This is a genomic window from Pseudovibrio japonicus, from assembly GCF_014651595.1.
Taxonomy (GTDB): domain Bacteria; phylum Pseudomonadota; class Alphaproteobacteria; order Rhizobiales; family Stappiaceae; genus Pseudovibrio; species Pseudovibrio japonicus.
Map to the genome: position 1 here is coordinate 105499 of NZ_BMXE01000006.1, position 14548 is coordinate 120046.

Annotated in this window: 14 protein-coding genes; 7 read left to right on the forward strand and 7 right to left on the reverse strand. The window is 53.3% G+C overall.

The window, feature by feature from the left end; genetic code table 11:
* Nucleotides 1–36: 36 nt before the first annotated feature.
* Genes IE076_RS16180 through cobA form a run of 3 tightly spaced genes read right to left on the reverse strand, consistent with a single transcriptional unit; the run spans nt 37 to nt 2382 of the window.
* On the reverse strand, nt 37–1218 hold the full coding sequence (locus tag IE076_RS16180) for a cytochrome D1 domain-containing protein (RefSeq protein WP_189437826.1): 1182 nt from the start codon (nt 1216–1218) through the stop codon (nt 37–39).
* Nucleotides 1215–1586, reverse strand: coding sequence for a c-type cytochrome (locus IE076_RS16185; RefSeq protein ID WP_189437827.1), 372 nt, complete (start codon nt 1584–1586; stop codon nt 1215–1217). The genes IE076_RS16180 and IE076_RS16185 overlap by 4 nt, the downstream gene beginning before the upstream one ends.
* Nucleotides 1579–2382 (reverse strand): uroporphyrinogen-III C-methyltransferase, encoded by an 804-nt coding sequence (gene cobA / locus IE076_RS16190; protein ID WP_189437828.1) that lies wholly within the window; start codon nt 2380–2382, stop codon nt 1579–1581. Before cobA ends, IE076_RS16185 begins: the two co-directional genes overlap by 8 nt.
* A 664-nt stretch (nt 2383–3046) precedes the next feature.
* On the opposite strand from cobA, the gene IE076_RS16195 reads away from it, so the two are divergent.
* Together IE076_RS16195 and IE076_RS16200 are read left to right on the forward strand one after the other, a co-directional pair.
* Nucleotides 3047–4624, forward strand: coding sequence for a multicopper oxidase family protein (locus IE076_RS16195; protein ID WP_189437829.1), 1578 nt, complete (start codon nt 3047–3049; stop codon nt 4622–4624).
* 25 nt (nt 4625–4649) lie between these two features.
* Nucleotides 4650–5315, forward strand: coding sequence for a hypothetical protein (locus IE076_RS16200; protein WP_189437830.1), 666 nt, complete (start codon nt 4650–4652; stop codon nt 5313–5315).
* Nucleotides 5316–5341: 26 nt separating this feature from the next.
* On the opposite strand, the gene IE076_RS16205 is transcribed toward IE076_RS16200, so the two are convergent.
* Nucleotides 5342–6271: an MBL fold metallo-hydrolase gene (locus IE076_RS16205; RefSeq protein WP_209009191.1), complete on the reverse strand. Its 930-nt coding sequence runs from the start codon at nt 6269–6271 to the stop codon at nt 5342–5344.
* Between the two features lie 97 nt (nt 6272–6368).
* On the opposite strand from IE076_RS16205, the gene IE076_RS16210 reads away from it, so the two are divergent.
* From IE076_RS16210 to IE076_RS16225, 4 genes are all read left to right on the forward strand, one after another.
* Nucleotides 6369–7223, forward strand: a complete 855-nt coding sequence (locus tag IE076_RS16210) for a LysR family transcriptional regulator (RefSeq protein WP_189437832.1) — start codon at nt 6369–6371, stop codon at nt 7221–7223.
* A 74-nt stretch (nt 7224–7297) separates the two neighbouring features.
* Complete coding sequence (locus IE076_RS16215; protein ID WP_189437833.1) at nt 7298–8083, forward strand: enoyl-CoA hydratase-related protein; 786 nt, start codon at nt 7298–7300, stop codon at nt 8081–8083.
* Between the two features lie 60 nt (nt 8084–8143).
* Nucleotides 8144–8509, forward strand: a complete 366-nt coding sequence (locus IE076_RS16220; RefSeq protein ID WP_189437834.1) for a VOC family protein — start codon at nt 8144–8146, stop codon at nt 8507–8509.
* A 125-nt stretch (nt 8510–8634) separates the two neighbouring features.
* Complete coding sequence (locus tag IE076_RS16225) at nt 8635–9018, forward strand: VOC family protein (RefSeq protein ID WP_189437835.1); 384 nt, start codon at nt 8635–8637, stop codon at nt 9016–9018.
* On the opposite strand, the gene IE076_RS16230 is transcribed toward IE076_RS16225, so the two are convergent.
* Nucleotides 9013–10227, reverse strand: coding sequence for a serine hydrolase (locus IE076_RS16230; protein WP_189437836.1), 1215 nt, complete (start codon nt 10225–10227; stop codon nt 9013–9015). The two genes, IE076_RS16225 and IE076_RS16230, sit on opposite strands and share 6 nt — an antisense overlap.
* A 281-nt stretch (nt 10228–10508) precedes the next feature.
* Here IE076_RS16230 and IE076_RS16235 point away from each other — a divergent pair, with 281 nt between their 5' ends.
* Nucleotides 10509–11606, forward strand: coding sequence for a glycosyltransferase family 2 protein (locus tag IE076_RS16235; protein WP_189437837.1), 1098 nt, complete (start codon nt 10509–10511; stop codon nt 11604–11606).
* A gap of 18 nt (nt 11607–11624) precedes the next feature.
* Here the strand turns inward: IE076_RS16235 and IE076_RS16240 are convergent, their stop codons facing one another.
* Nucleotides 11625–12725 carry a DUF1217 domain-containing protein gene (locus IE076_RS16240; RefSeq protein WP_189437838.1) on the reverse strand — a complete coding sequence of 367 codons (1101 nt, stop codon included), beginning with the start codon at nt 12723–12725 and terminating at the stop codon, nt 11625–11627.
* A 201-nt stretch (nt 12726–12926) separates the two neighbouring features.
* The gene (locus IE076_RS16245) at nt 12927–14258 is read right to left on the reverse strand and encodes a globin-coupled sensor protein (RefSeq protein WP_189437839.1); all 1332 of its coding nucleotides are present in this window, start codon (nt 14256–14258) and stop codon (nt 12927–12929) included.
* Between the last annotated feature and the right edge of the window lie 290 nt (nt 14259–14548).

Here is a 14548-nt window from a genome sequence, read left to right on the forward strand (position 1 = left end):
CCCGGCGGACCATCGCCGCCGCCGGAAAGCCGGGACTTAAAGCCCCAGCTGGTGTGCACGTGATGTAAAGAAGATGCCGCTTGGCTTTTCTGCTGGCAGAACCTCCTTCAAGGAGAAGTCGGTGGTGTCGTAGACGTGGATTTCGTTCTTGTCGCGAACGGACATCCAGACTTCATTGCCACGTGGTGTGAACTCCATATGCAGCACACCCGGTCCCGGTTTCATGGTCTTGATGATCTTGCGGTCCAGAATGTCGATCACCTGAATGGTGTCGTTGTGCGGAGGTGCAAAGTTCACCCAGATCTGGCGCCCATCAGGGCGGGCCATGGCGAACACAGGCTGGCCGTGCACTTGCACGCGGTCAACTTCGGTGAAGTCGCGCTCATCCATGAACAGCACTTCGTGGCGACCGATGGCTGGCAGTGCATACATGCCGTTGGCTTTGGCCCACCCTTCCAGATGCGGCATCTTATAGACCGGTAGCGGCTCTTCGCCTTTGCCGTAGCCATCCATGATGCGCTCGACCTTGAGCGGCTCTTTCCAAAGGTCCACATGGGCCAGACCGTCTTCGCCGAACAGGCCAACGATGTAGTGGCGACCGTCACCAGTCACGAGCGCGTCATATGGGAAGACGCCAATGTCTTCCAGCTTGGTGATCTCAGGCTTCAGGCTCTTAGAATAGTCGAGAATCCATGTCTGCTCACCATCCCATAGGGAGAATGCAAACCGGCGGCCCGGCAGGTCAACAAGACCGATGGTCTTGGACTGGTTGCCCACTTCGTCATAGATCGCTGGCACTTCGGAGACCAGCTCCAGCGTATCTGCGTCGAACACATTCACGCCGCCCGGCTTATAATTGGCAACGGCGATCAGCTTGCCATCATCGGAGATGGCACCGCCGATGGAGTTGCCCGCCTGCATGACGCGGCCAACCAGCTGACCGGTAAGCATATCCACCTTGGACAGACCACCATCGCGGCCAAACACATAGGCGTACCGCTCATCCCGCGAATAAACGACGGAGGCGTGCGAAAGGTTACCCAGCCCTTCCACCTGCGCCAGCACGGTGCGATCCGTGCTTTCAACAATCAATGCTGTTCCTGTGGCTCGTTCAATGATCAGACCCAGATCGCCCGTGGCGCGCAGGTCGTCAGAACTGGCTGCAGAAGCAAATAAAAGACCCGCACTTAAGGCGGCGGCAGCAAATAACGTCTTCACTTGAATGCTCCTGTTTTCAGACCTTCCGCAATGAAGGCCGCTTCAGTTTCGCTAAGGAAGCCGCGCCATGGCGGCATCGCTGTACCCGGCAACCCGCCGAGGATCACTTCCTGAATGACATCAGCGTCCATATGCTCCAGATTTTCCGGAAGGATTGGCCCGCCGAGGCCGCCCTCAAGGGTCAGACCGTGGCAGGACCCGCAGTCCTGCTGCACAAAATCTTTCAGCTTTTCCTGCTCGATCTCCTTCAGGACGTCATCATCGGCAAGGGCGCCGGAGATCGCTCCGGTCAGCAACGGAAGCGCCAGCAACCCGGCCCTCAGAAAAGACCCCAGCGGGTTTTGCGCTTTCCGCTCTGTCCTAGCCATTGATAACCTCCAGATGAGGTCTTTCGCCCCATTTCGCGTCGCTGCCAGAATAAGATGTTAGCTCCAGAGTGCCTTTCAGCCCCACAACATCCCCGATCATGAAGAGCGTTGGTGTTGGCAGCTTGGCCTCCTTGGCCAGCTCACTGATTGTGGTTAGCGTGCCAAACACCTTCTGCTCTTCACTGGTGGTGCCTTTGGAGATCGCGACCGCTGGCATGTCCGTCGGCATGCCGTGTTCCACCAGCTTTGCGGAGATCTCTTTGATCGCAGCAAGGCCCATGTAGATCACAAGGGTGGTGTTAGGGTCCGCAAGGCTGGCCCAATCCAGATCGAGAGGGATATCTTTCTGGCAATGCCCGGTGACGTAACGCAGCCCCGTTGCAAGACCACGATGCGTGAGTGGCAGGTTCAGGCTTGAGGCACAGCCTTGCGCAGCTGTGATGCCGGGTACGACTTCATAGTCGACGCCGGCTGTGACCAATTCGGCAGCTTCCTCGCTGCCGCGGCCAAAAATAAATGGATCTCCACCCTTAAGGCGCACTACGCGTTTGCCTTCTTTGGCGAGATCAACAAGTAACTGATTGATTTCTTCCTGAGGAATAGGATGGCTCTTCGGCTTCTTCCCGACGGGGTAAAGAGCTGTCTTGGGCGGCACCAAATCCATAATTTCCTGAGAAACCAGACGGTCATACACCACAACTTCAGCTTCCTGAATGCGCTTCAGGGCTTTGACTGTGAGTAGATCCGGATCTCCCGGCCCTGCGCCAATCAGACTGACCTTACCAATGCCTCTCATAACTCATTCCTCAAATCGAAACTGGCCTCAAACCGAAATTGGCGAAATTAGAGGGGTTGCTCGTGCCCCTCTGATGATCAGAAGTCCTGCCGAACTGATGTTCTTTAAGGTGCAGGCGACATGGGCCATGTGCGACGGCACCTGCCGGAAAAACGGAGAGTTGCTCTGATCGACACCCAAACCCCCAACACTGATGAACCTTACCCAGCAAGGGTATGTAAGCTCGCCCTCAGTTTTCTCACATTGACCATCGTCAAGTTCTTGGAAGCGCTCTGAATAATGCTAATATCGCTATATATTTCAATGGGTTGATGTGTGTAGAAATTTCACGTAGTTGCAACCGAACCTCGTGATATTCCAACTAAAATGATATAGGTCACGCAGGGACAAAAATAGCGCGACTTCCCACAGTAAATAATCGTTCTAAATTGCAGAAAGAGATTCCGTTTCACCCATTTACTGGTCCGCACCCCAAAATGGTCGCATCCGCAAGCTGCACGCAGGGCGCGTTTTGGTAGGGCAAAATGTCTCATCGGAATCAGGATAATTGCCTAACCGGACCTTAACCTCATTCCCAAGCAAAGATTTCAACGCTCTGCCATCCTCTGTAGGTTGAAATAAAAACCGACAAGCACCCAATGGTGTAAAAGTGAGGAGTCGCTAAATGAGTGAGGCGAAGCCCTTTTCCTTCCTGAGCCCCATTGATAACCCGCCGGCCTACGTTATGGACCCGGACAAGAAGCATCTGGAAGTTACGCTGGACGTTGAGTACGACACCAACAATGTCTTCAGCTTTGAAAAACCTCACAACATCCCCACCTACACCCGTGTCTTCACCAGCGATCTCACCAGAGAAGCAGGCAATACGCTGACAGGCCCAACCATCGAAGTCAGGCCGGGCTCAAAACTGCAAATTCACACGCAGAACAAACTGCCTGCTCAGGATGAGGCGGCACCCAAGGACATCAACTTTCCCTACGGGTTCAACGACTACAACATCCACACCCACGGCCTGCATGTGACACCGGAATCCCCCGGCGATAATGTTTGCATGACCATCCATCCCGGCGAGGAATACCACTACGAATACGATATTCCGGCGGACCACCCACCGGGCGTTTACTGGTATCACCCGCACAAGCACGGCTCGGTAGCCTTGCAGGTGGGCAGTGGCATGGCGGGTATGATCATCGTGCGTGGTCCATTTGATGACCAGCTAAAGGAGATGGGCGTCAAGGAATACTGCATGGTCTTCCAGAACATCGCCGTCAACGCCGAGGGCAAGGTGGAGGACCAAAATCAGGTCGCGAAATTTCCCAACAGCGAATACAACATCACTGTCAACAGCCAGTACTGCCCCATCATCAAGGTGAAGCCGGGAGAGCTGATCAATCTGCGCCTGCTGAATGCAACCACCCGCTCCTCCATCAATTTTGCCTGTCCGTTCTTCGCGCAGATGTTCCTTTACGGCTATGACGGCAACCCCACAGAGAGTTACCGCAGGCAGGACGGCGTAAGCCTTGCACCCGCCAACCGCGCCTCTGTGCTTGTAAAGATCAGCGAAGCCGCCACGCCGGGGGCCTTCTTTTACGTTCAGAACAACTCTGTCGAATACCAGTTCATTCCGCACTATAAATACCACAACAACCCGCCCCTTTTCGCCATTGAGGTGGAGCGCGGCGAGGAGATTGGCGCGGCTATCTACATGCCAAGCGAGCCCGCCGAGCGGACAACACCACCGCCGTTCCCTGAGAGCCTGTATTGCGATCTGCTGGCACCCATCGGCCCGGAAGAAGTGACCAACAAGCGCACGCTGACCTTTCAGGCCAACACGCTGGACAACCCCGAGAAGTACTATCGCGGAGTCAATGTCACCATCGACCACGGCCAGTTTGGTGGCTGCGAGGTGATCAACCACTGGGTTGAGCTGGACGCGGTGGAAGAATGGACGCTGGAGAATGAAAGCGAGTTTCCCCATCCCATCCATATTCACGTAAACCCAATGTATGTCTTCGAGATTGAGGGCGAAGATCCGCTGGACTATACGCTGGCGCTGCCGTTCTGGTGTGACACCATACAGGTACCACCCAACGGACACGTGAAATTCCGCATGCGTTTCAAGGACTTCGTGGGTAAGTACCCTTTACACTGCCACCTGCTCTATCACGAAGATGGCGGCATGATGCAGCACGTGAAAGTGGTCCGCGATATCAAAGAAAAAGACGACTACAACAACCAGTAATGGAGCCGGAAAGCGTCAGGTCGCCATGAGCCAGGTACATGGAGTTGGTCAAAGCAATCAGCACAAGCCAGAGCAGGAAGACAGCTTTTCACTCAGCCGCTTCTTGCTGACGAACCCTGTCGGCTTTGCGGTGATGCTTTTGGTGCAGCTGGTGGCAATTGCCCTGATAACCAAGCCTGATCTACTACATATCTGTGAAGTTGCATTCATGCTCATCATATTCTTCACGGGCGCGGTACTACTGCTTCACACGGTAATACCCAGCAACATCTTCATCTATTTCTGGAGCGGTTTCATCTATGGTGGGTTTGGCATGCTCATCGGCCATAAGATCGACCTGACAATCGACTCCGAACTGGCAAGACAGCAGTTGAACAGCCTTGCTCTTGCCGCTGTCTATCTGAACTGGATGACCCTGATCATGGTGTTTGCCTGCATTGTCGCTTGCTTGCTCGCCGACCATTGCAAAGGCCACCCCGCCACCACTGGCGCTAAACTGCTCATTCATGCCTTCGCGGTTTCCATGATGATGTTCGGGGTTTATGTGGGCCACGCCCTCAACCTGATGCTGCACGAGAACTCATTCGACCGCTTCTATATGCAGGTTCTCTTCATGAGCCTGTTCTTCACCATCGGCTACTACTGCGCCATCCGCTGCTACGACATCTTACGCGAAAGAAAGAAGGCCTGAACGACCTTCTCTCCTCCAGTTTCCATCTAAGCGTATTGAATCCGGCTGCCCTCCGCGATTACATCAAGGTTGGCGTCGTGTTGGTCCATGGCTTGGGCCAGTTTCCAGATGGGTTCCAGGAACAGGTCGAAGGTTGAGTGGTGGATTGGGAGGACGCTTTTGGGCTTAAGGCGGTCCACCATCTTTACCACGTCCGTCGCTTCCATGCTGATTTTACCCAGAGCGCCGGTGCTCCCAACGCCGCCCACATGTGGAACGAGAACATCAATTTCGCCAAGAACTTGCACTGCGTTGATCACGTCCTCTGTAGGGAAGGTATCGCCCGTCCAGTAAAGGGTCTTGCGATAGTTCCCTGCCTCGAACTCGAAAAAATATCCGTTGCCCGGCCCAAGGATCTTCAGGACCCCCGCATTCTCCGAGTGCATGGCGGGCACCGCTGTGATGGTGATCTGGCCGGATTGGGTCGGGAGCCACATATGCTCACCCGAAGACAGGGTGGAGATGCTGGTAAATCCTTTTTCTGCAATAGCCTTCTTGTCAAACTCCGTAGCGACCAACGGCATGTCAGAGGCAATCTGCGCTTCGGCTACTGCATCAAAGTGGTCCGGATGCGCATGGCTTATGAGGACGGCAGATACCGTTTCGAGATCAAATTCAGACAATGGGCCAAACCGAGCCATCGGTCTAATTTTTGGACCTTTGGCAAGCTCGAACATCTCGTTGGGGTCCGGCATCATGATTGCCTGCTCGCCAATACCAAACGCCGGGTCCGTAAGCAGTGTAACCCCATCAAAGCTGATGAGCATGGTTGCTCCGCCAAGCCATTGGATCTGAAGCATTCCTTCTGAACCACCAATCGCTTTCCCCGATGATTTTGTGTCTGCAAGAACCGGCAGAGCAACGGCAGAAGCAAGCGCTGTTGTTGCACTCAAACCAAAGAAATCACGTCTGTTCATTATGTCACCCATTTCTAATATGGGCTTAGGACTAGCAAACTCTGGCCAACCAGAGTATTCAGATAATTCTGTCACTATTAAGCGACTTTATTGGATAATGACGAACCTCACCCAGCTACAAACCTTTGTGGAGGTCGCACGCCTGAACTCCTTCGCGGCGACTGCGGAACACCTGCAAATCCCTCGCTCCACCGTCACCGCCCGCGTGCAGGCGTTGGAGGAGCGGCTCGGCGTTCAACTGCTCCACCGCACCACACGGCGCGTATCGCTAACCCAGGAGGGTGAGCGTTTTTTGCAGCAGTGTGAGCCGGCTCTGCAGGCCCTGCAGCAGGCAGAGAGCGATCTGCTGGAGAAAGACGAAATATCGGGAAATATTCGACTTTCTGTGCCAATTGATTATCCAGTACAGACACTCCACGCCTTACTCGGCAGCTTTGCCGACAAACACCCCAAGGTCTCCTTCTATGTAGACATGAGTGACAGCACGGTTGATCTGGTGGCTGAGCATTTCGACCTTGCAATCCGCGCAAGGAAACCGGGCGAAGACAATTTGATCGCGCAGCGATATGCCTATGACCTTGTTGGGCTTTTTTCCCGAAAGCCGCAAAAGCTCATTACCGAAGAAAACATCAGCAGCTTCCCGCTAATGGACCCCGGTCACTTCCTCGCTGAGTTTTCCGCGAATTCCCCGCGTGCCTCTTTCATTGAGACCACCAACCTGCGTTTGGTGAAACAGCTCGCTTTATCAAAGGATTGCATCGCAGTGCTGCCGCTTACCCTTTGTCAGCAAGAGGTGGAGCAAGGCCAACTGATCCAGCTGAAGACCACACTGGAGCTGCCCAGAGTGCCACTCTATATCGTCACCCCGGCCCGCAAACACAGGCCCAAACGAATCCGTGCCTTTATCCAGCACATCGTCGAGAGCCGAAAGCACAGCGTTACGACCAAATGACTTATGGGCGCGGCCCGATCAATTGGGTAGTATCCCCGCAGAAATAAGTAAACCGATGTATCAAGCGAGATGAGATGGCGCAGGAAACCCTATTAAAAGAACAGCTTAACGGTGTTTTGAGAATAACCCTCAATCGACCAGACAAGCTGAATGCCCTCTCGCCAGACATGCGCACGGAGCTGCTCTCCGCCCTGCAAGGGGCACAGGATGATCCACAGGTGCGCTCAGTCATTCTGACCGGAACAGGCCGCGCCTTTTGTACTGGTCAGGACCTCAACGACATCCTGCCTGACAGTTCTGGCAAAAAGCCGGATCTGGGCGAGGTGCTGACGCAGCACTACACCCCAATCATCCATTGCATCCGCCAGATGAAAAAGCCAGTCATCTGCGCGGTGAACGGCATCGCGACAGGGGCCGGAAACGGTCTGGTGTTTGCCTGTGACATGGTCATTGCGGCCAAAAGCGCCAAGTTCATCCACGCGTTCAGCCGCTTGGGTCTTGTACCCGGCGCCGGTGCCTCCTTCCACCTGCCCCGCATGGTTGGCGAGGTGCGCGCCAAGGGGCTGATGCTGACTGGAAAGCCGCTAACAGCAGACCGTGCGGCAGACTGGGGGCTGGTCTGGGAAGCCGTTGAGGATGAACAACTGCAGGATGTGGCCCTAAACCTTGCGCGCGATCTTGCCAAAGGCCCGACATCGGCCTATGCCATGACCAAATACTTGATACAGGCATCAGCTGACAGCACGCTGGAAGACCAGCTCACGCGTGAAGCGGAGATGCAGCGCAGGGCGGGCTATTCGGAAAACCACAAGGAAGGCTTGAACGCATTCCTCGAAAAACGGCCCCCTGCTTTCAAATAGTGCTCGGCTCCTCACGGGTGGATGCGGCACTTCCAAAACCATATTTGAGGAGATTTCTTTATGGGCATTATTGCGCTCGATCACATCCAGATGACCATCCCTGCCGGAGAAGAAGAGGCTGCACGCGCCTTCTTCATCGGCCTGCTTGGCTTTACCGAGGTCGAAAAACCGGCATCTTTACAAGGCCGTGGCGGGGTATGGTTCACAGCTGGCACAGTCAACCTGCACGTTGGCGTCGAGGACCCGTTTACACCAAACAAAAAGGCTCATCCGGCGTTCCTGTTGGATGATCTGGACGAAACAGTAGCCCGTCTTGAAGCAGCTGGCGCTGTTTTGAAGGACGACAAGCCCCTGCCCGGTTACCTGCGCAAATTTACCGAGGACCCATTTGGCAACCGCATTGAACTTATGCAGAAAACCGCCTGAGCATCCACATCAGGTTTGAGCAATAAATAGAGAATCTTCCGTTTTCCGCAAACGCGACGATATTCTGTGTATGCTAGAGACTGAGTTATGCAAGCAGGCGCACCTCGGCACAGGAGCATTCGCAGATGACCATTCTCAGACTGGAGCACGTCAATCTTCCCATCCCTCCGGATGGCGACAAGCTGGCCCGCGAGTTTTACGTGGGCCTGTTGGGGTTTGAGGAAATTGACAGGCCCGGAATGATCACGACGCGAAAAGGCGGCTGGTTTACAGCAGGCTCCGTCAATCTGCACCTGAGCGAGCAAGACCCGTTTGTGGCCAATAAAGTGGGTCACCCAGCCTTCGTCGTAGACAACCTCGCCAAGCTTAGCAAGCGCCTGCTTGCCGCTGACTATGAGGTCTCAAACGGCACCACCTTCAACGGCTACCTGAGAAAGACCACCTTTGATCCTTTCGGTAACCGTATTGAACTGATGCAGCCTGAGGATATGGTACTGCACAAGCTATAGGCTCTTCAGCTCCTGCAGCAGCTTGTTGGTAAGGCCGATAAGCGTGCCTTCCGGCAGAGGGTTCTCGTCATTCCACGTCAACGCGATTTGCCAGTGCGTGCCATTCAAGCCTTTTAGGTCATAGGTGAAGTTCAAAACGCCCACTTCACCTCCGGCTTTGAATGCAATGCGTTGCCAGTCCGCCTTCTCAGCAAGACCCGGATTGAGAGCCATAGCCTTTTCATCTGCAATCTCACCAATCACATCACACAACTCTTGCCCGCTTGCATACCATTCCACGCCTGCCAGACATGGATCTGTGACATCCTCGAGAGCAGGTAACGGGCGGTTTTGAAGTTTCTCCAGAATTCTCCGGCGCTTTGCCGTGCCTGCCCGACCGTATCCTTCAGCAAGCTTTGGATCCGCCTTTAACTGATAGAACTGGCGCGAGGTCAGAAATGGGGTTCGTTCCTCGCATGTTTCCAAGGACTCGGCTCCAATAAGGTTGAGCACCACATCCGCTGCCGAGTTGTCGGAGGCTGCCATCATATGCTGGGCAACCACATCCAGCTTCACCGTCCCGCCACTCATCTTGGCATATAGGCTGCTTGCCGGATGGGACTGCAGTTCCTTGTCCAGCTTTACCTTCTGGTTCCACTTCAGCGCACCACTGTTCACCCGGCGCACCAGTTCCTGCATGACAAACACCTTGAATGCCGGACCAATCGCAAGCGGCGTCTCTGCATCTTTGCTGAAGAATTCCGCCCCATCCCTACGAATAAGCAGGCTGGACGAAGCCGCAACCTCTTGCATCTGTGAAAGGCACTCGTCGAGGCTTTCCACCAGATACAGTGCAGGCTTGATAAGCAAGCTTGTGATCTTGCCGGATCTTTCCCGCTCCAGCAGCACGGTCATTTCAAACTGCGCTGTTTTGAGAAATAAGGCGTTCTTTTGCGTTTCTTCGCTGATTTCCTGCGCTGATCCGTAAGCCTCCAGCGCATCTTTCAGGGACTGGCGCAGAGCCTGCTCTCCGATCAAAGCGATGTACCTTTGCGTGAACATGGAAAGGTCCTCACCTTTCCCGTTCCAAACCTGAAAGAGAAGATCCGTATCCGATGTATTGCGCAGAGCTTCCATGTCCGGTGTGACCCGTTTGCCGGAGGAGAAGTTCTCCAGCGTGTCCTTCACGCTCAGGATCGGATCAAGGACCATCTGTTTAAAGATACGCATTTCAAATTGCCTCAATTCAGCAAGCAGTAAATCTTACCCCTCTCATAATGCGAGCGACCCGGATTGGCAAAGGTTGACTTCCTCTCCAGACAGAAAGCCACATGCAGTTTGCTACTGAATAGCCGTCAATGCTCGTTCAGGGCAAACGGGACTTTCTCTGAATAAGTCATACCTTGCGCAATAACCAAGCAGATCTGCCGGAATAAACCGGGATCGGAAGCTGGTAGATTTGACGCGCGTGCCCCATTGCAGATTCACGAATACTCGAAGAGGTTGGTATTGTGGAGATCAGTGTCGTTCTTCCGGTTCAAAATTGCAGCAAATATCTTCTGCCCGCCTTGCAGAGCATAAAGTACCAGAACTATCCGCATTTTGAGGTCCTGATGGTGAACGACCATTCCTCCGATGGTTCCGATCAGGTATGCGCTGGTATCGCCGCAGTTGATGAACGCTTCAAGCTACTGCAATCACCTCATCTCGGAATAGCTGCGGCGCTGAACTATGGCATATCGCAGGCCAGTGGCGTCTACATCGCTTGTATGGATGGCAGCGACCTATGCATGCAAAATCGCTTTGCCAGACAAATCGGATTCCTCAAGGAGAATCCGGATATCTCGTTTCTTGGCACGTTCGCCCACCACATCAATGAGACGGGAGAGATCGGCACATCCATTGAGTTTCCGGAGGATGATCTTGAGATCAAGGCCCATCTTGACCGCGGCCAGATCTCCTTCCTACATCCCTCCATGATGATCCGCCGCCGGGCACTTCTGGATCTGGGCGGATACCGAGTAATCTTCAGTATCTGTCAGGATTATGATCTTTGGCTGCGGGCGCAGGACAGATACTCCTTCGCCAACTTGCCCGAACATCTGGTGGCCTGCCGCAACTTCCCCCCAAAAGACAATCTGACCGACAGTTTCTGGAAGTATTTTTACGCAACCGAACTGGCGGAAATCAGCGTGCAGCAATGTCGGGCCGGGAAACGCGATCCGCTGGAGCAAATGCATGACGAGTTTGACCTGGATGCCATCGAGGATCAGTTCGTTCGCGATCGCTTGATGCCAATACGACAGGATTACTACTGCAACAAAAAGGCCTTTGTTGACCGTAAACCATTGAACTCCATGGATATCGAGCAGATCAAGGTATTCCTGCTGAAGCATAGGGAGAAGTTCAACAAAAAGGCGCTGGCCCATGCCTTCGGTGTGCTCTTTGATCAGGCCATGCGCATTGATGACACCGAAAGCGCCGCAACCCTTTTTGAGCTGCAACGCGACATCTCAAAGAGCCGTCACCTAAAATCCCTCCTCGCCAAGCCCAACAGGCTCGTCCAATACGCCGTTAGAAAGGGTCTGGAAGACGTTTGGGACCGATAGGAACTGTGTCGCGAGGGCCTAGCCGCCAAATTTGAGCGCGTTAACAGCAGTCAGAACACTTTCAGAGATTCCAGCAGCGGGATTGCCAGCAAAAAGTTGCACAGTCGGGACGTCAGCTGCGCCATTCAGGCCATCATACAAAACAACAAACTTTTTGACGAACTTCTCAACCTCTTCCGGATCCTGAAACTTCTCGATATCAAATTTCTCATTAATGACAGCAGCTTGCCTGTCGATATCTGTTCCAACCATTGATTCAGACATGCCAAGCACTGTCCGAACAACCTGATACAGCGCGGGAGATCCAAGAATATCAAAGGCGCTTGTGATATCTCCAGCCGTCCGTTGGAAGTTGAGCGCCATCCGGACACCTTCGTTCTGCTCCCCCTCCTCCGCTTCAAAATTCACCTGAATATATCGCTCAATAATATCCTTAGTGTTTTCTTCCGCGCGCGTTTCTACATTGTCCCGGTACTTGGCAATTGTATCCTTCAATTCTGCCGGCTTTTTTAATTCATCAAGATCGATGTTCTCTTCAAACCAAGCGATGCGTTCTTCTTTTGGACCATCAATAATCTCGGAGGGAACATCAAACGCGGACGCTACGACTTTATAGAGCGCGGGGTCTGCCAGGAGCTGTACGTGGAAGATCACATCTTTTCTCGGCATCTTTTGCTGAAAATAGTCCGCCAGCCGGTCGACGTCGTCTATCTCTTCACCCGGAACGTTGGTGTAGCGGACAATCTTTTCATCAAGGTTTTCATCGGTCCAATCCATCTTACCCTTGATGGTGCCATCCTTGTTGAAAGGGAAGGTCTCAGCCAACTCCTTGAAGCGACCATCATCCAACGTGTTTGCAAGTGCTTCGGGATCTTCCGTGCCTTCCACTAGAGCTTTTCGAACCATGCCCTTTGCATAGGCCATGTCTTCCATGCCCATGGTTTTCATCATGAAAGTATAAAGGCGGTAATCGTCGAGCAGATCGTCTACAGTCTCAACCTTACTGAAGTTCTCTTGGTAATATTGAACCTCGCGCGCAACCATTGGGTCTTTGCCCTTCCGGTCAATTGCGGCAGGAAGGTCGCGATTGAGCATTGAGAAACGAAGGTTGGTATCCATTGGTTTGCACCCGATTACACAGAAACAGTTCCGTACAGTCTGACTCAACTGTCTTGTCCGAAACTGGCATGGTGCTTTGGTCTGCCCCGCTTATGTGATGTGGGAAGGGAATGCCGTCATGAGTTGGTCATTCCCCTTCGCAGCAAGAAAGACCTATCGGTACACCACCTCAGGGCAGCGGTGTACCGATAGCATCATTTTCTACGCCGCTTTGATGTTTTCGAAGAAGCTGGAAATTTCCTGCCGTATGCTTTGCGCTTCGCGGTGGATTTCATCTGTCACTTCAACGGTGGCACTCACAACTTTGAGGGAGGAGTTGGTGTTGTTGAAGATACCAGTCACTTCCTCGGTGGTTCCTGAAGCACTCGTTGAGGCGGCCTGAATATTGTAGGAAATCTCGTTGGTTGCGGCGCCTTGCTGCTCGACTGCTCCGGCGATTGCACTTGCGATATTGCTTACTGCATCAATCTTGCTGACAATGGAGGAGATTTCATCCACGCACAGGGCTGTTTCATTCTGAATGGCGCCGATCTTGTTTGCGATTTCGTTGGTGGCCTGACTTGTCTGGCTGGCCAGCTCTTTTACTTCGCTCGCCACAACGGCAAACCCGCGACCAGCGTTGCCAGCACGTGCCGCTTCGATCGTGGCGTTGAGGGCCAACAAGTTGGTCTGCTCTGCGATGGCGCTGATCAGCTCGGTCACCGCTCCAATTTCGTTCACCGCTCCCTGAAGACCGAGCACAGTCTCGTTGGTGCGTTCTGCATCGGTTGAAACGGATTGCGCAGTTTCTGCTGAGTGGTTTGCCTGCATGCCAACATTGGAAACCGTGGCAGCCATTTCCTCAACGGCGGCAGCGCCATTTTGCATGTTGTTTGCGGTGTCAGAGGCGGACTGGTTTGCCGCTTGTGCGGAAACACAACTCTGCTCGGAGGTCTCCTTCAGCGATTTCATATGTGAAACCAGCTGGTCACTCAGCTCGCCGGAAAGTTCCAGATGCTGCGTGATGCGGTCTTCAAACTGCTTAATGGCCTGTTCCAGGTGCTGCCTGCGTTGCTCGCGCTCTTCCAGAATCGCTTCTTCATAGGCAGAAACGGCAAAGCTCATGTCGAGCAGGATCACTTTTTGCACTGCAGCCAGATCTCTCGCCAGTTTGGCAGAAGACCAACGGTGTTTCTTCGCAAGAAGCTGAGTGACTTCACTCATGACAAAGTTGTAGCCGCCAATATGCCAATCCGGTGGCAGGCCAATCTTGACGTGGACCTTACCAATGCGATCGATACTCTCAAAATATGCGTTGTCCAGATCACCTTTGAAGATCATCTTCCAGTGATTGGTCTGGGTTTTGCGGAGGTTGTCGGTTTTACCTACAATAAGCGGAGCGAGTCGGGGCGTTTTCTCGATATGCTTGTAAAATCGCGTTAAGATATCAGGGAAGTGTTCTTCCAGCAGTGGCCAGACTGCTTTCACCTGTGCCTTGGTCTCATCATCCCAACGGGAAAACTCGGCAATATCTTTAATATTCTGGATGTCCATCGCGTTTTTCGCTCCGCCCTTAATTATTGATCTTGTTGGCTTTTTATTGGGTTACGCTCGATAATCGGTATATTGCCTGCCAAGCGCCACACAGGCGAATGCCAGCCCCATGGTAAACCTCATATCAGCAGTATTCCTACCAGCAACAACCTCTTTTTACTCTACAACCCCGGTGTCCAATTGAAGCCTCCAGCCCGACATATCTGACTGTCCGCGGAAATTTCCGGACGAGATATACTTTAGCTATCTGAATGAATCGGACAAGTTAATTATATATCTTACATACATGT